Source organism: Mucilaginibacter gilvus, assembly GCF_004054195.1.
GTDB lineage: Bacteria > Bacteroidota > Bacteroidia > Sphingobacteriales > Sphingobacteriaceae > Mucilaginibacter > Mucilaginibacter gilvus.
This window is the reverse complement of the sequence record NZ_SBIW01000004.1, coordinates 141,371-166,607: the sequence shown is the minus strand read 5'-3', so window position 1 is coordinate 166,607 and position 25,237 is coordinate 141,371. Positions and strand designations below refer to the sequence as shown.

At 45.3% G+C, this 25,237-nt stretch carries 23 protein-coding genes; 13 read left to right on the top strand and 10 right to left on the bottom strand.

Annotated features, from left to right (window positions below):
• Window positions 1-29 precede the first annotated feature (29 nt).
• The 3 genes from glmS to EPL05_RS10750 form a co-directional block, all read right to left on the bottom strand.
• Window positions 30-1,865, bottom strand: a complete 1,836-nt coding sequence (gene glmS / locus EPL05_RS10760) for a glutamine--fructose-6-phosphate transaminase (isomerizing) (RefSeq protein WP_128533967.1) — start codon at window positions 1,863-1,865, stop codon at window positions 30-32.
• Window positions 1,866-1,965: 100 nt separating this feature from the next.
• On the bottom strand, window positions 1,966-3,354 hold the full coding sequence (locus EPL05_RS10755) for a DUF4270 domain-containing protein (RefSeq protein ID WP_128533966.1): 1,389 nt from the start codon (window positions 3,352-3,354) through the stop codon (window positions 1,966-1,968).
• 15 nt (window positions 3,355-3,369) lie between these two features.
• Entirely contained in the window at window positions 3,370-4,194 is an 825-nt protein-coding gene (locus EPL05_RS10750) for a glycogen/starch synthase (RefSeq protein ID WP_128533965.1), read from the bottom strand.
• A gap of 153 nt (window positions 4,195-4,347) precedes the next feature.
• Between EPL05_RS10750 and panC the strand changes: the two genes are divergently transcribed.
• The 3 genes from panC (at window position 4,348) to EPL05_RS10735 (ending at window position 6,792) form a co-directional block, all read left to right on the top strand.
• Window positions 4,348-5,178 carry a pantoate--beta-alanine ligase gene (gene panC, locus EPL05_RS10745; protein WP_128533964.1) on the top strand — a complete coding sequence of 277 codons (831 nt, stop codon included), beginning with the start codon at window positions 4,348-4,350 and terminating at the stop codon, window positions 5,176-5,178.
• 194 nt (window positions 5,179-5,372) lie between these two features.
• The gene (gene panD, locus EPL05_RS10740; RefSeq protein WP_128533963.1) at window positions 5,373-5,723 is read left to right on the top strand and encodes an aspartate 1-decarboxylase; all 351 of its coding nucleotides are present in this window, start codon (window positions 5,373-5,375) and stop codon (window positions 5,721-5,723) included.
• Between the two features lie 247 nt (window positions 5,724-5,970).
• Entirely contained in the window at window positions 5,971-6,792 is an 822-nt protein-coding gene (locus EPL05_RS10735) for a hypothetical protein (RefSeq protein WP_128533962.1), read from the top strand.
• Window positions 6,793-6,944: 152 nt separating this feature from the next.
• On the opposite strand, the gene EPL05_RS10730 is transcribed toward EPL05_RS10735, so the two are convergent.
• Entirely contained in the window at window positions 6,945-7,469 is a 525-nt protein-coding gene (locus tag EPL05_RS10730; protein WP_128533961.1) for a hypothetical protein, read from the bottom strand.
• Between the two features lie 252 nt (window positions 7,470-7,721).
• Between EPL05_RS10730 and carB the strand changes: the two genes are divergently transcribed.
• Window positions 7,722-10,538: a carbamoyl-phosphate synthase large subunit gene (carB, locus tag EPL05_RS10725; RefSeq protein ID WP_128533960.1), complete on the top strand. Its 2,817-nt coding sequence runs from the start codon at window positions 7,722-7,724 to the stop codon at window positions 10,536-10,538.
• A gap of 92 nt (window positions 10,539-10,630) precedes the next feature.
• A complete protein-coding gene (locus EPL05_RS10720; RefSeq protein ID WP_128533959.1) occupies window positions 10,631-11,326 on the top strand; it encodes a hypothetical protein in 696 nt (231 codons plus the stop codon).
• 204 nt (window positions 11,327-11,530) lie between these two features.
• Here the strand turns inward: EPL05_RS10720 and EPL05_RS10715 are convergent, their stop codons facing one another.
• Window positions 11,531-12,004 (bottom strand): DUF4920 domain-containing protein, encoded by a 474-nt coding sequence (locus EPL05_RS10715; RefSeq protein WP_128533958.1) that lies wholly within the window; start codon window positions 12,002-12,004, stop codon window positions 11,531-11,533.
• A gap of 168 nt (window positions 12,005-12,172) precedes the next feature.
• Here EPL05_RS10715 and EPL05_RS10710 point away from each other — a divergent pair, with 168 nt between their 5' ends.
• From EPL05_RS10710 to EPL05_RS10690, 5 genes are read left to right on the top strand one after another with little or no spacing between them, the layout of a single operon-like run.
• Window positions 12,173-12,604 (top strand): DUF1801 domain-containing protein, encoded by a 432-nt coding sequence (locus EPL05_RS10710; RefSeq protein ID WP_128533957.1) that lies wholly within the window; start codon window positions 12,173-12,175, stop codon window positions 12,602-12,604.
• Window positions 12,605-12,649: 45 nt separating this feature from the next.
• Window positions 12,650-13,279 carry a ribonuclease HII gene (locus EPL05_RS10705; protein ID WP_243837273.1) on the top strand — a complete coding sequence of 210 codons (630 nt, stop codon included), beginning with the start codon at window positions 12,650-12,652 and terminating at the stop codon, window positions 13,277-13,279.
• A 60-nt stretch (window positions 13,280-13,339) separates the two neighbouring features.
• The gene (locus tag EPL05_RS10700; protein ID WP_128533956.1) at window positions 13,340-14,536 is read left to right on the top strand and encodes a glycosyltransferase family 4 protein; all 1,197 of its coding nucleotides are present in this window, start codon (window positions 13,340-13,342) and stop codon (window positions 14,534-14,536) included.
• A 52-nt stretch (window positions 14,537-14,588) separates the two neighbouring features.
• Window positions 14,589-15,668, top strand: a complete 1,080-nt coding sequence (gcvT, locus tag EPL05_RS10695; protein ID WP_128533955.1) for a glycine cleavage system aminomethyltransferase GcvT — start codon at window positions 14,589-14,591, stop codon at window positions 15,666-15,668.
• A 49-nt stretch (window positions 15,669-15,717) separates the two neighbouring features.
• On the top strand, window positions 15,718-16,482 hold the full coding sequence (locus EPL05_RS10690; RefSeq protein WP_128533954.1) for a 2-phosphosulfolactate phosphatase: 765 nt from the start codon (window positions 15,718-15,720) through the stop codon (window positions 16,480-16,482).
• Here EPL05_RS10690 and EPL05_RS10685 read toward each other — a convergent pair.
• From EPL05_RS10685 to EPL05_RS10665, 5 genes are all read right to left on the bottom strand, one after another.
• Window positions 16,479-17,357 carry a DUF4349 domain-containing protein gene (locus EPL05_RS10685; protein ID WP_128533953.1) on the bottom strand — a complete coding sequence of 293 codons (879 nt, stop codon included), beginning with the start codon at window positions 17,355-17,357 and terminating at the stop codon, window positions 16,479-16,481. The two genes, EPL05_RS10690 and EPL05_RS10685, sit on opposite strands and share 4 nt — an antisense overlap.
• A 122-nt stretch (window positions 17,358-17,479) precedes the next feature.
• On the bottom strand, window positions 17,480-17,806 hold the full coding sequence (locus tag EPL05_RS10680) for a nucleotide pyrophosphohydrolase (protein WP_128533952.1): 327 nt from the start codon (window positions 17,804-17,806) through the stop codon (window positions 17,480-17,482).
• 123 nt (window positions 17,807-17,929) lie between these two features.
• Window positions 17,930-18,388: a D-aminoacyl-tRNA deacylase gene (gene dtd / locus EPL05_RS10675; RefSeq protein WP_128533951.1), complete on the bottom strand. Its 459-nt coding sequence runs from the start codon at window positions 18,386-18,388 to the stop codon at window positions 17,930-17,932.
• A 47-nt stretch (window positions 18,389-18,435) separates the two neighbouring features.
• The gene (gene rsgA / locus EPL05_RS10670; RefSeq protein ID WP_128533950.1) at window positions 18,436-19,353 is read right to left on the bottom strand and encodes a ribosome small subunit-dependent GTPase A; all 918 of its coding nucleotides are present in this window, start codon (window positions 19,351-19,353) and stop codon (window positions 18,436-18,438) included.
• A 22-nt stretch (window positions 19,354-19,375) separates the two neighbouring features.
• Window positions 19,376-19,957: a hypothetical protein gene (locus EPL05_RS10665; RefSeq protein WP_128533949.1), complete on the bottom strand. Its 582-nt coding sequence runs from the start codon at window positions 19,955-19,957 to the stop codon at window positions 19,376-19,378.
• Between the two features lie 345 nt (window positions 19,958-20,302).
• Here EPL05_RS10665 and thrA point away from each other — a divergent pair, with 345 nt between their 5' ends.
• The 3 genes from thrA to thrC all read left to right on the top strand — a co-directional run bounded on the left by thrA (window position 20,303) and on the right by thrC (window position 25,237).
• Window positions 20,303-22,753 carry a bifunctional aspartate kinase/homoserine dehydrogenase I gene (gene thrA, locus EPL05_RS10660; RefSeq protein ID WP_128533948.1) on the top strand — a complete coding sequence of 817 codons (2,451 nt, stop codon included), beginning with the start codon at window positions 20,303-20,305 and terminating at the stop codon, window positions 22,751-22,753.
• A 45-nt stretch (window positions 22,754-22,798) separates the two neighbouring features.
• A complete protein-coding gene (locus tag EPL05_RS10655) occupies window positions 22,799-23,809 on the top strand; it encodes a homoserine kinase (RefSeq protein ID WP_128533947.1) in 1,011 nt (336 codons plus the stop codon).
• Window positions 23,810-23,926: 117 nt separating this feature from the next.
• Window positions 23,927-25,237, top strand: a complete 1,311-nt coding sequence (thrC, locus tag EPL05_RS10650; protein ID WP_128533946.1) for a threonine synthase — start codon at window positions 23,927-23,929, stop codon at window positions 25,235-25,237.

The window sequence follows — 25,237 nt, the reverse complement described above, 5'->3', positions numbered from 1 at the left end:
TGATGAATGTTTTATCTCACCTCTAAAAACTATTCCACCGTAACCGATTTTGCAAGGTTCCTCGGCTGATCCACATTACAGCCACGGAGCACCGCAATGTGGTAAGCAAGCAGCTGCAAAGGTATGGTAGCCAGCAGCGGCACAAAAGCTTCGCCGGTTTGGGGTATTTCTATCACATATTCGGCCATTTCTTTAACGTCGGTATCCCCCTCAGATACGATGGCGATAACATGGCCGCCGCGTGCCTTCACTTCCTGTATATTGCTCACCACTTTTTCGTACGACGAGTTTTTGGTAGCGATAAATATAACCGGCATATCGGCATCTATCAGGGCTATTGGGCCGTGTTTCATCTCGGCGGCCGGGTATCCTTCCGCGTGGATGTATGAAATCTCCTTAAGCTTTAAAGCACCCTCCAGCGCCACGGGGAACGAGCTACCCCGTCCCAGGAACAAACAGTTTGGTGAATCTTTAAAACGCTCGGCAATAAGTTTTACCTGGTCGTTGGTTTTTAGGGTGCGCGTAACCAGGTCCGGTATCTCGTTCAGCTCGGTAAGGTATTCCACCAGTTTACCCTGGGTAATGGTGCCTCTTTGCTGCGCTATGTAAAAGGCAATTAAAGTTAACACGGTAACCTGCGCGGTAAATGCCTTGGTGGACGCAACACCAATCTCGGGCCCTGCGTGGGTATAAACCCCCGCGTGGGTAAGCCTTGGTATAGATGCGCCAACCACATTGCAAATACCAAAGATGGTTGCACCGCGTTCTTTGGCCAGTTCTATGGCGGCCATTGTATCGGCCGTTTCGCCGGATTGCGAAATGGCTATTACCAGATCCTTGGAGGTGATGATGGGGTTGCGGTACCTAAATTCCGATGCGTACTCTACTTCAACAGGTACCCGCGCATACTCTTCTATCAGGTATTCGCCCACCAAACCAGCGTGCCACGATGTACCGCAGGCAACGATAATAATGCGGTCGATATTCTTTAGCTTCTCCACATACTCTTTAATGCCGCCCAGCTGCACCAGGCCCTTGGTAGGGTAGATTCGCCCGCGCAGGCAATCGCGGATAGAGCGCGGCTGCTCGTATATCTCTTTCAACATAAAGTGGTCGTAGCCGCCTTTTTCAAGCATCTCCAGCTTTAAAGAAAGTTCTTGTATGTACGGGGTTTGCACCGTATTGTCTATATTCTTGATCAACAGAGCGTCCCGCTTAATGTAGGCGATCTCGTTATCATTTAAATAGATAACGTTTTTGGTATACTCTACTATCGGTGTAGCGTCCGAAGCTATAAAGTACTCGCCTTTACCAACGCCAATTACCATAGGGCTGCCTTTACGGGCGGCTATCAGTTCATCGGGACTGTCGGCACTCATAATTACAATAGCATAAGCGCCAACAACACGATTGAGCGCAAGGCGAACAGATTCCTGCAGATCAAGCCCTGTAGTTTTTTGGATATCCTCCACCAAGTGAATCAGCACTTCGGTATCGGTATCACTTTTAAATGTGTGCCCCTTAGCCGTTAGCGCTTCTTTAAGCACTACGTAGTTCTCAATAATACCGTTATGAATGATGGTAAGCTTGCGGTCGCCGGATGAGTGAGGGTGCGAGTTACGGTCGCTTGGTACGCCGTGGGTGGCCCAACGCGTGTGGCCCATGCCGGCAGTGGCCGTGAGTGTAAGGTCTTTTACAAAGCTCTCCAGATCGCTAACCTTGCCGGCTTTTTTATAAACCTTAAGGCCTTTATCTGCCAAGGCTATGCCGGCGCTATCGTATCCGCGGTATTCCAGCCTGTGTAACCCTTTTATAATAATGGGATATGCATCCCGGTAACCTATATAGCCAACTATACCGCACATATATTAAAGTTTAGATGTATGGCCGCAAAAATAGCCTTAATGCAGCAAAATCAATGTTTGTTAAATAATAAACATCGATTTTGCTGATAAGTTGTGCTGACTATTGATTTATCTTGGTATAGATAATGTTGAGCTTGATGCGCGAAGGCGAGTTTTTACCCGGAGTTATGGTACGCTCTGCGTAGTTTGCTATCGGGTTAATGTTGATCGATGTAGCAACCGTAGGGTCTACCGGTGCAATGTAGGTACCATAGTCTACCGTTTTGCCTCTAACAAGGTCCTGAATATAGGCCGTAACCAGGAAGTGGTATTCGCCGGTTGCCTTGTTGTAAAAACCACTAAAAAAGGATGGGCCGTTAATCCCTCTCGGGTCAGCTGTTGATGCATCCTGTATCCTAACCCGCTGTTTAGCCAGATCGAGCTGATACATGGTAAGCCTGCTTAACGCGGCATAAGGAACTGTTGTACCAGGAGCCGGTTTAATAACCAGTTCGGCGCGGTTAATAATTACATTATTACCCAAAGTAGCGAAAGTGTTTTTAATGCCCGGAAACTCTATTTTGGCCCTTAAACCGGCCATACCCTGCAAATAAATAAGCCCGTCTGTGGAGGTTTTATTTAAGGCGGCCTGTACTTTAGTGCTATAAGTGTGTTTAATAGAGGCCATGTGCGTGGCTGTTACAACCGGCAAGTTTATTAGCGCAGTATCTATAACACCTCCATTATTCACTTTAAAATAAACATCAAAACGGGCAGAATCCATTGCCAACATAATATTGCCACCCGGCCCGGTAGTACCCGCTTTATCAAGCGTAAGGTATATCCCTTTTACGTTGTTTTGAAACGCAAGGGTAGACGAGCGAAACGTACTGGGCCCTTCAAAAAAATTGCCGCCGCCAACAAAGTCGGGGTTAATTGGAACCCGAATTTGAGGGGACACTTTCTTTAAAGTATCCTTGCTGCCTTTTACAATATCAACGATCTTGATGGTATCGTGTGAACGCGCGGTGAAGGTTTTGGTACCCAACAACGTAGACGAGTAGTTCCATGTTTTGGTATTATAGTAGGTTTGCGAAACGTACTTTTCGTTTAGCTGGTGAACGTTTATTTTATATTTGGATGTAAGCGAATCGCCGTAAAACCCCGAAGACGCGTATGGCAGCACCAGCAAAACAGAATCGATGCTGATAGTACCGGTAGGCAACGTGTAGGCCGCGCCGCCTGGTAAAGTAATTTGGGCGGCAATATTAGATTCGGTTGTGCCTAAATCGGGGTCTGTAAAATAAGCCAGCGGCGTCCTGAAAAGGCCGTTGGTAGTTAATGTATCCTCTAAAACGTTGGTAACAACAATGTTAGTGTCGGCTAATAATGTACCGTTAAGCTCGTTTCCGGCATCAACACCTAAACCTATGCCGTCCTGGTTTTTACAGCTACTCAAAATAAAAAGACTTATTAACAGGGTTAATAAGCCTAATTTGTAAAATTTCATATATAGTTTTAAAGCTTATGCAACATGCACCAATTCGTCGCTGGTGATTTCGTCGTAAAAATTGTAATAATTTTCGTAATCTGCAGTGGAAACGTAATCCAATACCGATTTATTGCTGTTTTTAACATTATTTAACACATCTGCATTGATGTTCTCGCTGGCCAGTACAATACCATCGCTGTATTGTATAGCCCCTGCATACATAGCAGAGTTAGTACCTTCTTTGTAAACTTCGGTATGCGCTTCTGTCATATCGCCCATAACGGCTTTACGTGCAAAATCGGCATCCATTTTCTCGGTAAAGTCATTTTCGTAAATAGAGTAAACCACTTTTGAGTTTTTAAAAGTAGGGTCGTCTTTATAAGTGGTTTTTAAGTAAGCGGGTACCAAAGCGCTCATCCAGCCGTGGCAATGAATAACATCTGGTGCCCAGCCTAATTTCTTAACGGTTTCCAACGCGCCTTTGCAAAAGAAGATGGTACGCTCGTCGTTATCGGCATAAAACTTACCGTCCTTATCGTTAAATACATGCTTGCGCTGAAAATACTCTTCGTTATCTAAAAAGTAAACCTGCATACGCGCTGCCGGGATAGACGCTACTTTTATGATCAGCGGGTTATCATTATCGTTGATAATGATGTTCATCCCTGATAAACGAATAACTTCATGTAAACGGTTCCTACGCTCGTTAATATTCCCGAAACGCGGCATTAAAATGCGTATCTCGTAGCCTTTTTCCTGCATTGCTTGCGGAAGCTGGCGTGTTATTTCGGCAATTTTTGTGAGTTCGAGGAAAGGAGACATTTCATGAGTTATGAACAAAAGCTTAGATTTACCCATCACTAAATCAGAATTTTAAAATGTAAGAAGTCAAAAAATTTGAGTCTGCAAATATAAGCATTATTATATCAACTGGCAACCAATAATGCAAGCCTATTTGGTAATTTTTAATCTATTGCCCACCTTTAGCAAATTTTCCCAGCCAATAATCCATTGAAAATATTCAGCACCCGAAGCAAAATTCAGTCATATTTAGCCAGTTTAAATGGTAAAACTATTGGCTTTGTACCCACCATGGGCGCATTGCACCGCGGCCACATTTCCTTAATAGAACAAGCTAAAGCCAGCAACGATTTGGCTGTTTGCAGCATTTTTGTGAACCCTACCCAGTTTAACGACCCTAAGGACCTGCAGAACTATCCGCGCCCTATAGCCGCCGATATTAGCAAACTGGAAGCCGCCGGATGCGATATTTTGTTCAATCCGCCCGTATCAGAAATTTATGATAATAATGAGCATTGGCATTTAAATATAGGCCAACTGGAGTTTTTGCTGGAGGGGGAGTTTCGCCCGGGGCATTACCAGGGGGTAACACAGGTTGTTTATAAACTGCTTGATATTGTGAAACCAAGCACCCTGTACCTGGGGCAAAAAGATTACCAGCAGTTTATGGTGGTAAGCCGCATGGTGGAGCTTTTAAGCATCCCCGTGCAAATGGTGATGTGCCCTATAGCACGCGAGGCCGATGGACTGGCCATGAGTTCGCGAAACATCCATTTAACTGCCGACGACCGGCAACACTCCCTCATCCTCTCTAAAACCTTAAACTGGCTTAAAAGCAATTTTGATGTTAAGAACATCTTTCAATTAGAGCAGGATGCCATGGCCATGCTGCAAAGCGAACCCGGCGTTGAACCCGAGTATATTGAAATAGCCGATGGGAAAACACTGCTGCCTGCCGACGAAAACTCCACATCTATTGTGGCGCTTACCGCGGCGCGCGTAGGCAAAACCCGGCTGATAGATAATGTGGTGATCAGGTAGTTGATGTCGGCTGGTTCGTAATTATGACAGACGGCAACATCTGCCATAATTACGGCACACAACATCTGCAAACGATGAAGTATTGACCATGAAGTATGAGTAAAAAATACTTGTATCTTTGCACCGTCATTTTAAAGCGCCTGCTTCGTTACAACTAAATAAATGGTAGGATTATTGACAGATGACGTGTAATTATGATTATTGAGATTTTAAAATCGAAGCTTCACCGTGTTAAGGTAACCCAGGCCGAACTGAATTATGTTGGCAGCATTACCATTGATGAAGACCTGATAGAGGCCGCCAATATTATCCCCAACGAAAAGGTACAAATAGTTAACAACAACAACGGCGCCCGCTTTGAAACATACGTGATAAAAGGCGAACGCGGCAGCGGCACCATATGCCTTAACGGTGCAACCGCAAGGCTTGCCCAGGTAGGCGATATTATTATCATCATGAGCTATGCGTACATGGAGGCCGAAGAAGCCCGTAGTTATGAGCCGATTCTGATCTTCCCGGACGCTAATAACAAGTTAATTAAATAAATTACCCTAGCGAAAACCCTGTTGACGTTAGGTGCAAAAAACGGTAAGCCCCGGTGCCGGGTAGGAAGCCGCACGGGTAATTAAAAATTCGCCATTATGCTCTTCGCAATACGTTTTGGCCAAACCAATAGGGTAACATTTGCTGTTCCGGTAAACTTTGTACTGCACTAACGGGCCATTTCAACATCCTCAAACTTGGCAACCGGTAAAAAAACAGTTAAATTACACCAACGCTTAGGCCATTATCATGAAGTTTATCCTTACCGCCCTGTTTTTATCTTTCGCTTTGCATTGCTTCGCACAAAACCAGGATGTATATTTTTATAAAAAGAACGGAGACACGGTTTCCACTAAAGACAGCGCCGACTTTATCCGTATTGTGAGAGAACCCGATGCCGGATCAGAGCTTTACAACGTGCTTGATTACTACCCGAGCGGAAAACGGAAGCTTGTTGGTAAATCAAGCTCCATTTATCCTCAGCGATTTGAAGGGCCTTGCATGGAGTATTTTGAGACCGGTAAAAGATCTTTGGTTTATAATAACACTAAAGGGTGGAAAGCCGGCGATTGTTATAGGTATTATCCCAATGGGGTTCTGTATATGCACATAGAATATCCTACAGAGCAATTTTCCTATAATCTTCTGAAGGATGCCTATATAAAACAGATTTACGATTCTACAGGCGTAGTAAAGTTTACTGATGGAAATGGTTATTATACTCTTTACAATGACGCTTTCACCGAAATTAATGATGAGGGGGCGTTTAAAAACAGCAAGCGGGAAGGCAGTTGGAAGGGGATAGATGAATACACGAAAGTGGCATTCAAGGAGGAGTACAAAAATGGCGAACTGATTTCGGCCATGGCAACCAAAAATGGAAAAACATGTACCTACCCTGGCAAACGCGAAGTCCCGCCGGAATATCCCGGAGGTGGTGCTGCCTTTTTAAAATATCTTTCAAGGCACTTTAAATACCCGGCCGAGGAGCGCAATAAAAAAATACAAGGCAAGGTTATTTTAACATTTTATGTTGAAGAAGACGGTAAATTAAGTGACATATGTCTTTAGAGGGGCGTTAGCGCAGGTTTAGATAGCGAAGCGATACGTGCATTACAGGATTCATCCCCATGGAAACCCGGCATGCGATACGGATTCCGGGAAAGGGAAGGGGTAAGGTTTTCGATACCTATTTCATTGTCTCTCGCTCAAGAGGAATAATATTACTTAGTCGGATCGGCCGTTATCCCCAGCACCACCCTTAAGCTGGCATCAAGGCTTATTTTATTCCGCAACTGGTAAACCATTTTTATACGCACGCTTTTTTCGCGCACCAGTTCATCTAAAAAGTGGGTGTTATCAATATCCAGCGTAATATTGTTGCCGCTGTTTGCGCCTATATCCGTACGCGATGCCACCAAAACCTCGCCCTCACCATTTGCTTTAGCCATATATATTTTTGCCGACACCAGGTTGCCTATATTAAAATCGGACGGGATGGTTGCAACCATTTTGGCCGATACAATGTGCACATCGCTCACCTGTGCGCCGTTGTTACCATTTTTTGCAAAGTTTTGGTCAAAGCTGGTACCCTGGCTAATGGCCGTCAGTGTAGTACCGGTAGAAGATGATGCCGGTATAACCAGCGTTGCGGTATACGGAAAGCTTGATTTAATGATAGATTGCATTGTGCCGCAGCGGGTAAATACCAATATTACAGCCGCTAAAACAAATAGGAGTTTCTTCATGATAATTGGGGATTAACAGGACTGGTGAAAACTAAGATAAACAACCCGTTTTTACGGTATTAGTTTCGGTTTGGTTGGGTTACGGGGGCAAATTTTATTAAATTAAAAAATAAATTTCAAATACCTGTAAATTACTATCTTTGCACCCCGACACTGAGGTCGGGATTTCGCCTTCAGTGCATAGGAAAAATTGTTATCATATTGATATACTTTGACTTCTTATCTTAGAACTTTTTAATTAAAAAAAGCCCTATGCCAAAAGATACCTCCATCAAATCCGTCCTGATCATCGGCTCTGGCCCTATTATTATTGGCCAGGCATGCGAATTTGATTACGCCGGCTCGCAAGCCGCCCTTTCGCTCAAAGAAGAAGGCATTACCGTATCCATCATCAACAGCAACCCCGCCACCATCATGACGGATAAGGTTATTGGCGATCACGTTTACCTGCTGCCCCTTACCTGCGAAAGCATCGAGAAAATACTTATCGAACAAAAAATTGATGCTGTACTGCCTACTATGGGCGGCCAAACCGCGCTAAACCTTTGTATTGAGGCCGATGAGCAAGGCATCTGGAAAAAATACGGTGTTAAAATTGTAGGTGTTGATATCGCGGCGATAGAAAAAACAGAGAACCGCGAGGCCTTCCGCCAGTTAATGGTGGATATTGGCGTTGGTGTTGCAACCTCAAAAATTGCCAACTCATTCCTCGAAGGCAAAGAAGCCGCGCAGGAAATTGGTTTCCCGCTGGTGATACGCCCAAGCTATACGCTGGGGGGTAAAGGTGCCGGTTTTGTACACAAAAAAGAAGAATTTGATGCTGCTTTAAGCCGCGGCCTGCAGGCTTCACCCACCCACGAGGTATTGGTAGAGCAAGCCGTTTTAGGCTGGAAAGAATACGAACTGGAGCTGCTGCGCGATGGTAACGATAACGTAATTATCATTTGCTCTATCGAGAACTTTGACCCGATGGGCATCCACACCGGCGACTCGATCACAGTGGCCCCGGCCATGACCCTAAGCGACCGCTGCTACCAGTCGATGCGTAACCAGGCCATCAAAATGATGCGTGCCATTGGTAATTTCGCGGGCGGCTGTAACGTACAGTTCTCGGTAAACCCGGCAGATGAATCTATCATCGCCATTGAGATCAATCCGCGTGTATCGCGTTCATCAGCATTAGCGTCAAAAGCAACCGGTTACCCAATCGCTAAAATAGCTGCAAAGCTGGCCATTGGTTACAACCTGGATGAAATAGAGAACCAGATCACCAAAACAACATCTGCATACTTTGAGCCAACGTTGGATTATGTTATTGTAAAGATCCCCCGCTGGAACTTTGATAAATTTAAAGGCGCTAACCGCGAGCTTGGGTTAACCATGAAATCGGTAGGCGAGGTAATGGGTATTGGCCGCAGCTTTATAGAAGCGTTGCAGAAGGCTTGCCAGAGTTTGGAAATTGGCCGCGCAGGCTTAGGTGCCGACGGCCGCCAAAGCCGCAACCTCGATGAAATTATGCACAGCCTGGAAAAACCAAGCTGGGACAGGCTTTTCCACATCTACGATGCCATGAGCCTGGGTGTACCGGTAGAGTCTATCCGCAAGGCAACTAAAATAGACCGTTGGTTCCTGAACCAGATACAGGAAGTGGTGAATATGGAGAACGAGCTTCGCCGTTATTCATTAAACAACATCCCCGAAGATTTCTTCTTCACCCTGAAACAAAAAGGTTTCTCGGATACGCAGATCGCTTACATTTTAGGCAACGTTACCGAAGAAGATGTTTACCAGCGCCGCCAGGCATTAAACATCCGCCGCGTTTACAAAATGGTGGATACCTGCGCTGCCGAGTTTGCCGCCAAAACACCTTACTACTACTCAACTTACGAGGGAGAGAACGAATCCATCGTATCGGATAAAAAGAAGATCATCGTGCTGGGATCGGGTCCTAACCGTATTGGCCAGGGTATCGAATTTGACTACAGCTGCGTGCATGGCTTATTGGCCGCTAAAGAAAGCGGTTTTGAGGCTATTATGATCAACTGTAACCCGGAGACGGTTTCTACAGATTTCAACATGGCCGATAAGCTTTACTTTGAGCCGGTTTATTGGGAGCATGTCCGCGAGATCATCGAACTGGAAAAACCACTTGGTGTTATTGTACAGCTTGGCGGCCAAACCGCTTTAAAGATGGCCGAAAAGCTGCACGAGCATGGCATCAAAATTATCGGTACATCATTCGATAATATGGACATCGCCGAAGACCGTGGCCGTTTTAGCGACCTGCTGAAAGAGCTTGGTATCCCTTACCCTAAATATGGCGTAGCCGAAAGTGCCGAAGAAGCATTGGTTGTAGCGCACGAAGTTGGTTACCCTGTGCTTGTTCGCCCGAGCTATGTATTAGGCGGGCAGGGCATGAGCATTGTAATAAACGACGAGGACCTGGAGAAAGCAGTAGTGAACCTGCTGAAAAACCTCCCGGGGAACCGCGTACTGATCGATCACTTCCTGGATCGTGCATCTGAAACAGAATCGGATTCTATCCACGACGGCGACGATGTACACATTATTGGTATGATGGAGCACATAGAGCCTGCCGGGATCCACTCGGGCGATTCATTTGCCGTGCTGCCTCCTTTCGACCTGAGCGACAGTGTGATCAGCCAGATGGAAGAATACACCGAGAAAATAGCGCGCGCCCTTAACGTGCGTGGCTTGCTTAACATCCAGTTTGCGGTGAAGAACGATACGGTATACGTGATAGAAGCTAACCCGCGCGCATCGCGCACGGTGCCTTTCATCGCCAAAGCTTACGATGTTCCTTACATAAACATCGCCGCTAAAGTGATGCTGGAGGTTAACAAACTGAAAGATTTTACGATAGAGCGCAAACTATGGGGTTATGCCATCAAAGAGCCTATATTCTCCTTCGATAAATTCCCTGAGGTGAACAAAGAATTAGGCCCCGAAATGAAATCAACAGGTGAAGCGATCAGGTTTATCCCTAATCTGCAGGACCCGTATTTCAGGCATTTGTATAAAGAAAAATCAATGTACTTGAGTAAATAAATTTAAATCCAATTTTTGGAATTTGAATTTTTATAGGTTTATTGCAGCCGCAATTGTTGTTATAAACAATGGTTTAATTTAGTTCGATCGTATTGAAACTTAACATAAAAAGCGCCACCCCTGGCCTTAATTTAAACAACTTCGACGCCGAAGATATTGGCGATGTATTGCTTAAGGTAGAAAAATCGTTTGATATCACCTTTGATGATGCCGATTTAAAAGAGGCAAAAACCTTTGGCGCGCTATGCGATGTAGTGGTAGCAAAGGTTAAACACGCGCAGGCAGACAGCTGCACTACGCAGCAGGCATTTTACAAACTGCGTAGCGCTATCAACGCTAAAAACCCAACAGAAAAATACCTGGTAAAACCTCAAACTAAACTTTGCGAGCTATTTCCGCGGGATAACCGCATTGAAGTGGTTGCAGACATTGAGGCCGAAATGGGTTTCCACATGAACCTGCTGCAGCCTAAGCAATGGATAGTTTGGACATTTGGTTTACTGCTGGTTGCTTCCATCGCTTTATTTTGGATAAACAGTACTGTAGCTACCCTTGCTTTAATTGTTTCTATAGCGGGCCTAAGGCTTGCCGGCCGTTTTGGCAAAGAGCTTAAAGTAAAAACCATTGGCGACCTCGCCGAAAAGATAGCCCGCGAGCACCACCTTAAATGCCGCCGCGATGCATCAAGCGTAAACCGTGCAGAAATAGTGCAAAAGGTAAAAGAATTGTTTGCAGAATCGTTCCATTTAGAACTGTCGGTTCTTACGAAGGAAGCGAAGTTGGCATAGTAATCCTTAAGCAACCGCTTCATAACAGATAGCGATGGGTTTGAAACCTATCGCTATTTTTTTTGCATCGTGCGCACGTCAGCCTATCCTTTACACACCCAATTGTCATGCTGAGCGATAGCGAAGCATCTAATAGCGAACTTGCATTGCCGCTCTGCTTATCGACCATCAGAAGCTTCGCTATCGCTCAGCATAACAAGGCTTTTATTCATCCACCATCAATCCCCTTACCTCAAAAGTTAGTCGCTGCTTAGGGTTAGCTTTAACGTTATGCTGCTTAGCGCCAATTACCGTATCTCCTGCAAAGTGCTGCATATCGTCTGCAATAAATTGCTTTTGTGCAACACCTTCTATGATCACAACACGCCCGCGCAAAGCTTTCGGCAGATTGACCCCATAATTTTTAAAATGCGCGTTAATTACTTTACCCTTGCCGGCATCCATTTCAAACCAGCCGCCTTCCGATTGGGTTACCCGGATAACCTTGCCCACAATGGCGGTTGTTATGCGCGTTTTTTTTGCCATAGAGGCTTCTATTTGCGAAGCGCGTACCGGTGCTATATCCGTTGGCTTTATGCCGAACACCATACCATGCGGCAGGGGTGGCGGCTTTTGCGCATAGCCAAATTGAATGGTACAAACCAACAATAAAATAAATATGCCTCCTCCTATCCGCATAAAGGGTAAACATTAGTTTCTGATGTTAGTTTGACGGCATTAACTCAACAGGGTTTATTTTTTCACATGCATTCCGCTGTTTCCGCCAAAGTGGCTCCGTTTGAAATTAGTGTATAATTAAAAAATAAGCGAGATTTGAAAAGGGCTGGTTAGCAACCCTAATTTGATATGAACATACAAGAACAAATAGAAAACTATATTAATAGCCAACCCGAACTAAAACGTAGCGACATGGCAGCGTTGCATAAGCATATCCTTCAAACCCTGCCGGGTTGTAAATTATGGTTCTTGGATGGTAAAGACAGCGAAAACAAAACTGTTAGTAACCCCAGTATAGGGTATGGATTTTACACCATGAAATATACTAATGGAACCGTAAGAGAGTTTTATCAGATTGGCATCAGTGCAAACACAACTGGAATTTCTGTCTATATTCTTGGTATTGAAGATAAGAAATACTTAGCCCACACGTTTGGAACAACAATAGGCAAAGCAAGCGTTACCGGGTATTGCATTAAATTCAAAGCGCTGAAAGATATAAACATTAATGTACTTGAAGCTGCAATACGTTACGGGGTTAAGGCATCAAGTGAAAATTAAATTTCAACCCCGGACGTTACCCAGAGCTAAATAATCAGGATATTTGTGAAATTGAAAGCGAAGGAACAAGAAAAGAGGGTACTGCTATCCCGGTACCAGCACGAATTTATAGAAGCCGGATGCGACGAAGCCGGTCGCGGCTGCCTTGCGGGCCCCGTATATGCAGCAGCCGTTATTTTACCTCCCGATTTCGACCATCATTTGCTCAACGATTCTAAACAGCTCACCGAAGATTTGCGCTACCAGCTTCGTGTGGAGATAGAAAAAAAAGCGATTGCCTACGCAGTTGCCTGCTGCGATAATTTGGAGATAGACGAGATCAACATCCTCAACGCTTCTTTTTTGGCCATGCACCGCGCCATTGCTAAACTGCACCTCACCCCGCAATTCTTAATTATAGATGGTAACCGCTTTAATAAATACGGCACAACCCCACATGCCTGCATCATAGAAGGCGATGGTAAATACTTCAGCATTGCGGCGGCATCCATCCTTGCCAAAACCTACCGGGATGATTATATGAAGCAAATTGCTGCCGAACATCCAGAATATAACTGGCATAACAACAAGGGTTATCCTACCACCAGCCACCGCAAAACCGTACTGGAACTGGGGCATACGCCATATCATCGTAAAACTTTTAAAGTTACCAACCCGCAGCTCACTATTTTTTAGCCATTGCTTTGCCAAACGGCACAAGGTTGATAACTTTGAAAGAACCAATTATTACTCGCTTTGAGGATTCTGATCTTAACCCACCGTGTACCATTTCCGCAGAATGGAGGCTACCCTATTGTGGTAGGCAATACCATAAAAGGTTTGATCAATCACGGTCATGAAGTTTCACTCATCAGCCTCAACGTAAAAAAGCATACCGACAAAGTTTTGGAGCCCGACGAGCTGCTCCGAAAAATTAAGTATAAAGAATACGATATTGATACCCGCATTTCGTGGATAGAGTTTGTGAGCAACATCTTCACCAAAAACTCATATAATATTGATAAGTATTATGACGCCGGGTTTGAAAAGCTGCTGGTTCAAAACTTAAAAGATAACGAGTACGACATTATACAGCTGGAGGGGCTTTTTGTAGTTCCTTATCTCGCCGCTATCCGCAAAAGTTCAAAAACCCGCATCGTTTACCGCGCCCACAATATTGAGCACCAGGTATGGCGCAGGCTGGCGCAGCAAAAAGGCGATCCAATTAAGAAATGGTACCTCAACCTGCTTGCGCGCCGCGTAAAAACTTATGAATTGGAACTGCTTAACAAGTTTGATGGTATAGCGGTATTTACCGGGCAGGATAAAGCTTCCATGCTATCCTTCGGCACAAAAACCCCCATGCGGGTATTGCCCATCGGTGTAGACCTTGCCATGTATATCCCCGCGCCCGCTAAAACCGAGTGCCCCAGCCTGTTCTTTTTAGGCTCGCTGGATTGGCTCCCCAACCGCGAGGGTATAGAATGGTTCATGAATAACTTTCATAAAGATATTGTTGATGGCGAACTGAAAGTAAAATTCTACGTGGCCGGCAACAACATTCCCGAGGAATTTGACGAGTACGAGGTGCCCGGGAAGGTATTTATACAGGGCGAAGTGGATGATGCGCTTGAATTTATCAACAGCAAATCCATCATGATAGTGCCTTTACTTTCCGGTGGGGGCATGCGGGTTAAAATTGTAGAAGGAATGGCGATGCAAAAGTGTATCATATCTACCACCATTGGCGCGGAGGGAATTAACTTTAAGCACGGCGAGAGCATTCTCATTGCCAATAATGCCGATGAGTTTTACAACGCGGTACTAAAATGCGTAAGGGATGAAGAATATTGCCGTACTATTGGGGAAAACGCGCGCAAATTAATGGAAGAGCAGCACGATATAAATAAGGTTACCGAAAGCCTGGTAGACTTTTACCGGTCCATTATCTAAACCGCGGGCAATTAAAGCTATTTTACTACTTTTGCCCCGATAATAATTAAGCATGAAAAACACTGCATTAACAGGAGTACACACCGCACTCGGCGCTAAAATGGTTCCCTTTGCGGGCTACAATATGCCGGTACAATATATCGGCATCAATGCCGAACATGAAACCGTACGCAAAGGCGTTGGCGTGTTTGATGTAAGCCACATGGGCGAATTTATTTTGAAAGGCGAGAACGCGCTGGCGCTGATACAAAAGGTTACCAGTAACGATGCCTCTAAATTATACGATGGCAAGGTGCAATATTCCTGCCTGCCTAACGAAGACGGCGGCATTGTAGATGATCTGCTGGTTTACCGCATAGACGAAAAAACCTATATGCTGGTGGTGAACGCGTCCAACATTGAAAAAGACTGGAACTGGATCTCTAAATACAATACCGACGGCGTAGATATGAAAGATATCAGCGACCGCACCTCGCTCTTGGCCATACAAGGCCCAAAAGCCGCCGAGGCGCTGCAAAGCTTAACGGATCTTGACCTGGCTTCGATGGAGTACTATACCTTCAAAAAAGGAACATTTGCCGGCATTAACAATGTAGTGGTTTCTGCAACGGGCTATACAGGCGCGGGTGGTTTCGAGATCTATTTTGATAACGAACACGCCGAATTTATTTGGGACGCCGTATTTAAAGCCGGCGAGCCATTCGGCATTAAACCGATTGGCTTGGCAGCACGCGATACCCTCCGTTTAGAGATGGGCTTCTGTTTATACGGAAACGATATCGACGACACGACGTCTCCTTTAGAAGCTGGCTTAGGATGGGTAACCAAGTTCAGCAAGGAGTTTACCAACTCGGAAGCTTTGCAACAGCAAAAAGCAGCAGGCGTAAGCCAAAAACTGGTTGGTTTTGAAATGATAGACCGCGGTATCCCCCGACACGATTACGCCATTGTAGATGCCGACGGTAACAACATTGGCCGGGTAACATCGGGCACACAATCACCATCGCTGCAAAAAGCTATCGGCCTGGGCTACGTAAAAAACGAATTTGCCAAAGAAGGTTCGGAAATATTTATCAGCATCCGCGATAACAAAGTAAAAGCAAAGGTGGTTAAACCGCCGTTTTATAAATAACCTACATAGCTCAAGCCCCCTAACCCCCTGAGGGGGGAACTGAATTAAAATGACTAAAGACATCAAAACTTCTGCTCCCCCTTCAGGGGGTTGGGGGGCTGGGCTCGCGCTCGACGTTTGCCTCACTCCCGCGCTCATCCCGTTATATAATGTTTCGGATTATATAGTCGTAGTAATCGATATCTTCCGCGCGACCTCTTCTATCTGCTATGGCATCGAGAATGGCGCGGAAGCCATTATCCCGGTATCGGAGGTGGAAGAATGCGCCGCTTACCGCGAAAAGGGCTTAGATTACCTGCTGGCTGCCGAACGCAATGGTGAAGTGGTTGATGGCTTTGACTTTGGCAATTCGCCATTCTCTTACACGCCCGAAAAAGTATTGGGCAAAACCGTGGTGCTTACCACTACAAATGGTACACACGCCCTGCATTTATCCCGCAAGGCCAAGAAAATTGTTATCGGTTCGTTTTTAAATTTAACGGCGCTTTGTAACTGGCTAAAAATGCAAAACGAAAACATCCTGCTGGTTTGCGCTGGCTGGAAGAATAATTTTAATCTGGAGGATACGCTGTTTGCCGGGGCCGTTATTGAACACTTAAAAACCAGCGGATACGTATTAGACGACCCCGCAATCGCCGCAAACGATCTTTTCCAGGTAGGGAAAGCTGATATTGCCAAATACCTTGATAAAACCTCCCACGGCGAACGCATGAAAAAGCTGGGCATAGAAAAAGACATAGCCTTTTGCCTGCAGGTAGACCTAACTACCGCCATCCCGGTTTTAAATGGCGATAGGTTGGTGAAATTGGTTTAGGCGGCTTCTTGTGCCGCTAACTTAGCGGCTGTTTTTCGTTTCCAGCTTTTTACTGCAAAATAGCCGGGAATTGATAATATCCATAAAGGCCACATTGCTAAAAGTCCAATAAAGAATGACCCAAGGGCATTCGTCCCATCTGACAAAGCTGTAACTATTCGGTAACCAAACGTGCGTACGTTAATCCTTATAGGAGGATCAACATAAAAGGTAATGTCAAGCGCGCTGTATGCAACCTGCATACTCAGGTAGTTCAAATTTCCCTTGGTTGATTCTATATCGGTTCTTATTTCGGCAACTTTATTTTCTATTTCCAAAAGGTCTTTGATTTTGGTACCCTTTTTTAGTAATTCTAAATACCGGGCTTCTAATGCCTTTTTGTTAATGAGCTGGGCATTCAAGTCGATGTACTCCGAAGTTGCATCCGTCATATGGATGTTTTTGGAATCGATCCGCTCGGCCGTTTCGGGTACTGAACTTAAAAACCGCTCGAAATTATCAGCTGGTACCCTCACTTGCATAAAATATACTTTGCGGGTAGAATCCCCTTCGTCATTTTGCCTTTCCACCGCGATATATCCACCCAATTTAGCCAAAGACTTATAAAGGGCGGTGCGTGTTTTAGAAATGTTCCGACATTCAAAATTCACCTGCCCTTCTTTTACTATTTTCTTACCGGTATCTTTTGAGCTTTCTTCCGAATTTCCGGTTGAGCTTGCGACCGGGGGAAGGGGCGTAGATACGTCCATCGCCTTTTCCTCGACAAGCGGAGCCAGTTGTATTTCTGATATTGCAACCTTTTCCGGTTGGCTTTCGGTGTGGCAGGCTGTTAATATTACCGATGAGAGGAGGACAAAAGCAAATAAAGTTTTCATAATAATGTGGTTCAGTTTTATCTCCTAAACGCAGTGGAACATTATTATATTGTGTAATATTTGAAATAAACAGAATTATATTCTGTTTATTTCAAATAAATAGACTTTTATGTCGATTTGTATTATTTTAGCTTTTCATTATTCCGATGCCTGTCGGCATCCCGGATGCTCTTTTTTACCATATTTTTCTCCAGCGCATCGGTAAGGTTAATGCCGGTTTGGTTAGCCAGGCAGATCAGCACAAACAGCACATCAGCCATCTCATCGGCCAGGTTAACTTCCGTATCCGATTTTTTATAGGACTGTTCGCCGTACTGCCTCGCCATAATACGGGCAACCTCTCCAACCTCCTCCATCAGGATAGCGGTATTGGTGAGTTCGTTAAAATAACGGATGCCGGTTGTTTTTATCCAGTTGTCTACAAGGGTTTGGGCTTCGCTTATTTCCATGGTATTTTGTTAAATATAATTTCACGCTAAGACGCGAAGGCACAAAGACATAGTTGCAATCATAAATACCTTGGCGGCTTAGCGTGATAAATTCGCCTTCCTTAGTGAAACTCGTGTTATCAATTAATGGTTGTCTTTGTCCTTCGTATCCATCACAATTGTCACCGGGCCATCGTTTAGCAGGCTTATCTTCATATCGGCACCAAAAACACCAGCGGCAATTTTTTTGCCGGTAAGGGTTTCCAGCACGGTTATCATTTTCTCATACATCGGGATAGCTTTATCAGGCCGGGCGGCTTTTATAAACGATGGTCGGTTACCTTTTTTAGTTTGAGCAAATAGGGTGAACTGCGATATTAACAAAATGTCGCCACCAACATCGGCAAGCGCTTTATTCATCAACCCATTCTCATCGCCGAACACACGCATACCCACTATTTTTTGCGCCAGCCATAGCAAATCTTCCTCTGCATCGGCATCTTCAATACCAACCAAAACTAAAAAGCCTAAGCCAATTTCTCCCGTAATGTTTCCATCAACAGTGCAGCTTGCTTGTTTAACCCGTTGTAGTACTGCGCGCATGTTTATCTCGTTATTTTAAATTCTGCTCCCCCTTCAGGGGCTGGGGTCTACGCCCTCGTATCGTTCCCATTATAAATACTCAGGTAACTATCATAACGCGACAATGCGATATTACCTTCTTCAATAGCAGCAAGCACCGCGCAGCCAGGTTCGTTTATGTGTCGGCAGTTGTTAAAACGGCATTGGTTCATCAGCTCGCGCATCTCGGGGAAAAAGTGGCCAAGCTCCTGTTTTTCTATGTCGATAACACCTAACTCCCGAATGCCTGGAGTATCGATAATGTAACCGCCCTGCGGCAGCTCAAACATTTCGGCAAAGGTAGTGGTGTGCATACCCTTGTCGCTCCAGTCGGATATCATGTGGGTGCGCAGATCAAGATCTGGTAGCAGGCGGTTAATTAAGCTTGATTTCCCTACGCCCGAGTGGCCCGAGAATAGCGTAACTTTATTTTTTAAAAGATCCTGAACGGTATCTATGTTCGTGCCTTCCAATGCTGAAACCGAATAACATTTGTACCCGATGTTCTCGTAAACGGATTGGTATTCTGCCAGTATCTCCAACCCTTCATCGCTAAAAAGGTCGAGTTTATTAAATATTAAGCAGGCGGTAATGCCATAAGCCTCAGCAGTAACCAAAAAGCGATCGATAAAGCCAAGTGATGTGCGGGGCGATGCCAGCGTTACTATCAGTAGGGCCAAATCCAGGTTTGCCGCGATGATCTGCGCTTGTTTGGACAAGTTGATGGACTTGCGAATAATATAGTTTTTGCGCTGCTGCAGGTTGGTTATTACACCGGTTTCCTGTTCGGGCTCCATCTCAAAATCCACTACATCGCCAACCGCCAATGGGTTAGTAGTAGTGATTCCCTTAGTGCGGAATTTTCCTTTTATACGGCAATCTATAGTCTGGTCGCCGGTTTTCACCTGGTACCAGCTTCCGGTTGATTTTGTTACGAGCCCCTGCATATTCAGCGCCAAAAATACTCAATTACATTGTTTTATTCGCCATCGCCCTATTTAGCGATTCAATACAGGCAATAACTGCCGTATTCATTTTATCCAGGTATTCCCTTATCATCCCGCGGCTTAAGCTCATCGAGGTTATCAACCCCAAATATTTCTTCTTATAAAGCTCAATCAAATACTCCGGATTCTTCTGATAACCAATCTTATTCAGCACGCCGTTCTTTGGCCGGAAACTGATCTCATAAATTTTATACGTGTAAAAGTTATTGCCACAGGTTATTTTTATAGAAACCGCAGCGAAGTAATCGATAGCTATCAACCCGGGAGACACTTTAAATTCTAACATGGCCTGGTTAAAAACAGCTGCACCTGCGTCAATTTCTCTGTCTGCCGGATAAGGCCGATAGTTTTTGAAATAGTTTTTGAACCAGGCATTGGCTGCGCTATCTAATAAAGCTTTTTTACCTGTTACCTTAACAGTGTCAGTATAAATCAGCTTATCATTAACCATAGGCAGATGATATACAAGCGAATCTTTCACACCCTGAGCCAGGGCACACCTAAGCAGAAGCGCCAAAATTGCTGTTATTAAATACCGTTTCATAATGAGCTAATGTTACAAATTATAAGCATTATAATGGATATTTAATAAAAATGAAAATAACCCTTGTTTGTTAGAAAATAATCTACTTACTTTACCCACATTATATATGACTACTAACAACACCACAATTACAACAATTATTACCACCGGGATAAAACTTGGAGGAAGATAATCGTATGGTGTAAAACATAAAGACAAACCAAATGAAAGCCTTCCTCCGCAAAGAGGAAGGCTTTTTTATTAGCCTCACCTAAATCCTCTCCAAAGGAGAGGACTTAAAATGAGTTTTCACCCTCTCCCTTGGAGAGGGCAGGGTGAGGCCAAAGATTTAATTTATCGCAATCAATGAAAGTTTTAAAATTCGGAGGAACCTCCGTAGGATCGGTAAACAGCATCAAAACCCTGCTGGAAATACTAAGGGAAGAGAACAAAAACGGCAGCAAGCCGGTGGTTGTATTATCGGCTATGAGTGGCATTACCAACCTGCTTATATCCATGGCAGAGGGGGCAGCGGAAGGCAAAGAATTTACCGCCGAGCTGGCCGAACTGGAACGCCGCCACTTTGAAGTGGTAAAAGCGTTGTTGGATATTCAAAACCAAAATCCAGCCTATACCCGCCTAAAAATTCACTTTAACCAGTTAGAGGAATTATTGCAAGGCGTGCTTACCCTTAGAGAGCTTACCGCCAAAACCCGCGATACCATCCTGAGCTATGGCGAACGCTGCTCGGCAATGATGATCAGCAAAATAGCGGCACAACATTTCCCCGAAGCGATGTTTGTGGATGCCTCCGAACTGATAAAAACGGATAGCGCATTTGGCAACGCCCGCGTTAACCAGGAACTTACCGACCTGCTGATCCAAACTTTCTATAAGGAACACAGCGATAAATTACTGATCGTTACAGGTTTCATTGCAGGTAACGATGCAGGGCAGATAACAACACTTGGCCGTGGCGGCAGCGATTATACCGCAGCTATATTTGGATCGGCACTCAACGCGCAGGAAATTCAAATATGGACCGACGTAAACGGCATGATGACCGCCGACCCGCGTATGGTAAAAAAAGCGTTCTCCTTAGAAGAGCTTACTTATACCGAAGCAATGGAGCTTTCGTATTTCGGTGCCAAGGTGATATATCCGCCAACCATGATCCCGGCGTTTTTGAAGAAGATTCCAATCGTGATCAAAAACACCTTCGAGCCGGAATTTGCAGGTACCGTTATCCGCCACGATTGCAAATCTTCCACCCTTCCTATAAAAGGTATATCCTCCATCAATAATATCAGCATCTTAAGCCTCGAAGGCAGCGGCATGGTAGGCAAATCGGGCTTTAGCGGCCGTTTATTCTCATTGTTGGCGAGAGAGCAGATCAATATCATATTGATCACTCAGTCGTCATCAGAACACAGCATCACCTTTGCGGTGCAGCCGAATGACGTGGAGAAAGCAAAGTTTTTGATAGAACAGGAATTTGAACTCGAGCTGTTAGCCAACAAACTGGAACCACTGGTGGTAGAAAAAGGCCAGGCGATATTGGCTATCGTAGGTGAAAACATGAAGCAAACACCAGGTGTAAGCGGAAAATTATTCCACGCGCTTGGCCGTAATGGTATCAACGTAAGGGCGATAGCGCAGGGATCATCAGAGTATAATATCTCGGTGATCATTTCCGCGACCGACCTGGCAAAAGCCCTCAATGCGGTGCACGATGCTTTTTTTATCCAACTTACTAAAACGCTCCATGCATTTTGCCTGGGTACCGGCAACATCGGCAAAACCTTATTTAATCAATTGAATGCCCACCGCGATTTCTTGCAAAAAAATAACGGCATCCAGGTTAAAATAGCCGGTATCAGCAACACCCGTAAAATGGTGTTCAATGCTGACGGACTGCCTCTTGACAGCTGGGAGGATGAATTGGCGCAATCGCACCACGTGGCCGATCTGAAAACCTTTATCCACCACATGAAGGAGATGAACCTACCGAATTGCGTTTTTATTGATAACACCGCCAACCCCGCCCCAATAGGTTTCTACGAGGAGGTTTTTAAATCGAATATTTCGGTTGTCACCTGCAATAAAATAGGAAATTCGGCAAGTTACAGCCAATACAAAACTTTTAGGGATACCGCGCGCAGACACGGCGTTGATTTCTTTTACGAAACTAATGTGGGTGCCGGCCTCCCAATCATCCGTACTTTGAAGGACCTGATGAGCAGTGGGGACAGAGTACAACGCATCGAGGCTATCCTTTCGGGCACCATTTCTTTCATCTTTAACTACTTTAAAGGTGACGCCAACTTCCATGATGTGGTAAAAGAGGCGCAGGAAAAAGGCTACACTGAACCAGACCCGCGCGACGATTTGAGCGGTAAGGATTTTATGCGCAAAATGCTGATCCTGGCCCGCGATGCCGGTTATGAAATGGAAGCAGCCGATGTGCAGATAGATAACATTCTACCGCAATCCTGCCTTGATGCACAAACTGTTGAAGATTTTTATGCAGCATTAAAAAGCGAAGATGCTTTCTTTGCAAACCTGAAAGACACAGCAGAAAGAGATAAAAAAGTGCTGCGCTACATAGGCAAGCTGGAAAATGGCAAGGCATCCATCACCCTGCAAATGGTTGATGAGAACCATCCTTTCTATATGCTTAGTGGCAGCGATAACATTATATCATTTACAACCGACAGGTACAAGGACCGCCCGCTGGTAGTAAAAGGCCCCGGCGCTGGTGCAGAAGTAACCGCCGCCGGCGTATTTGCAGACCTGATAAATGTGGGCGCTAATTAGAAGCCCCCTAATTCCTGAAGGGGGAACAGAATTTAAATAGTTTATATGAATAATAACGACATACAAGATTTTAAGCTCCCCCTTAAGGGGGCGGGGCGGGCTACTCCCCCTTCAGGGGGCGGGGGGGGCTCTATCCATGTTTTTGCGCCCGCTACCGTTGCCAATGTGGTTTGCGGTTTCGATGTGCTGGGCTTCGCGGTTAACGAGCCGGGCGACGAGGTAATTATGCGCCTGACGGATAAACCCGGCATTACCATCAGCAAAATTACTGGCGACGATGGCCGCCTGCCACTAAACCCGGCAAAGAACACCGTAAGCGTAAGCGTGCAGCATTACCTGCAAAGCTTAGGCCGCACCGATATTGGTTTAGATATAGAGTTGCACAAAAAAATGCCCATCGGCAGTGGATTGGGGTCCAGTTCGGCCAGTACGGTCGCTGGTTTGTTCGCCATTAAAACCCTGTTAGGCGATGATAGCGACGCGGCTACGCTTTTACCTTTCGCAATGAAAGGTGAGGAAATGGCTTGCGGGCATGGCCATGCGGATAACGTGGCACCGGCTTTGCTGGGCGGCTTTGTGCTGATCCGCAGCTACGAACCGCTTGACGTGGTGCGCCTGCCACACCCCGACGGTTTATGGTGCGCCATCGTTTTCCCGGACGTGGATGTTCCCACCCGCGAGGCAAGGCAGATCATCCGGAACAAGATCTTCATGAAAGATGCCGTTACTCAATGGGGCAATATAGCAGGCCTGGTAAGCGGCCTGTTTATGCAGGATATCGACCTGATAGGCCGTAGCATGAAGGATGTACTGGTAGAGCCGGTACGCAGTATGCTGATCCCCGATTTTTACATCATGCGCGAAATGGCCATGGAAATGGGAGCGGTAAGCTTCGGTATATCCGGTTCGGGCCCATCGGTTTTTGCTTTCACCCGGGATGAGGAAACCGCCAAACGCATCACGCAGAAATTACAAAAACATTTAACAAGCATAAAAATAGGCTCTAACGGTTACGTATCAACTATAAATGATAAGGGGCCAAGGGTGATAGGGTAATTATCTGAATCAGAATTTACAGGATTATTGAATTTACAGAATCCTATAAGTCGATACAGCGCCCTCACACATTTTGAAAATTTTAAAATTCTGTAAATTCTGATTCAGACAACCAAAATGAAATTCTACAGTACCAATAATACCGAACTAAGAGTTGGCTTTAAAGAGGCCGTTTTTAACAGCATGCCGCAGGATAAAGGGCTTTATATGCCCGTTGAGATCCCGCATCTGGGCGACAAATTTATCCACAACCTCGACCAATACACTTTACCCGAGATAGCCTATCATGTTGCGCAAAACCTTCTGGGCGATGATATCCCGGCGGAAGACCTGAAGGCTCTAATTAAAGATGCAATTAACTTTTACGCCCCAGTTGTAAAGCTGGAAGAAAAGATAAACGTGCTGGAGCTTTTCCATGGCCCATCGCTGGCTTTTAAAGATTTTGGCGCGCGCTTTATGAGCCGCATCATGAGCTACTTTTTAGAGGACGGCGAAAAACAACTGGATGTACTGGTTGCCACATCGGGCGATACGGGTGGTGCCGTTGCCCTTGGCTTTTTAGGCGTGCCCAACACACGCGTTACCATCCTTTACCCCAAAGGTAAGGTAAGCGATATACAGGAACTACAGTTAACCACCAACGGGCAAAACATCCGTGCGCTGGAAATTGACGGCACATTCGACGATTGCCAGGCATTGGTTAAGCAAGCCTTTACCGATGCTGAACTGAACGCCAAATTCCGTTTAACATCTGCCAACTCTATTAACATAGCCCGGCTTATCCCGCAAACGTTCTACTATTTCAACGCTTACGCACAACTATTAAAGCGTGGTACCAGCAAGGTGGTTTTTGCCGTACCAAGTGGTAACTTCGGCAACATTGGTGCTGGCCTGTTAGCCTGGAAAATGGGCTTGCCGGTTGAACAATTTATAGCGGCAACAAACGCGAACGATACCGTGCCCGAGTTTTTAAAAACCGGCGTTTATCAGCCAAAACCGTCTGTGGCTACTTTATCCAACGCCATGGATGTAGGCAACCCAAGTAACTGGGTGCGTATTGCGGACCTGTTTAAGGAACACCCGGACCAATTAAACGCCCTCATCACAGGCTACACCTATACCGATGAGGCTACCTTAGCCGCTATACAAGAGATCTTCGACACCTATAACTACGTTGCTTGTCCGCATACCGCTATTGCCTGGAAAGCCTTAAAAGCATATCAGCAGGAAAATAAAGCCGATGATACCACCGGGGTGTTTTTATCAACCGCGCATCCATGCAAGTTCCCTGATGTGTTTACGGAACAGATAGCTCATGAGATAACCATACCCGAGCAGGTAAAGGAACTGGAAGAAAAAGACAGCAAAGCGGTAAGTTTAGGCACCGGTTTTGACGAATTTAAAGGATATTTGCTGGCAAATAGTTAA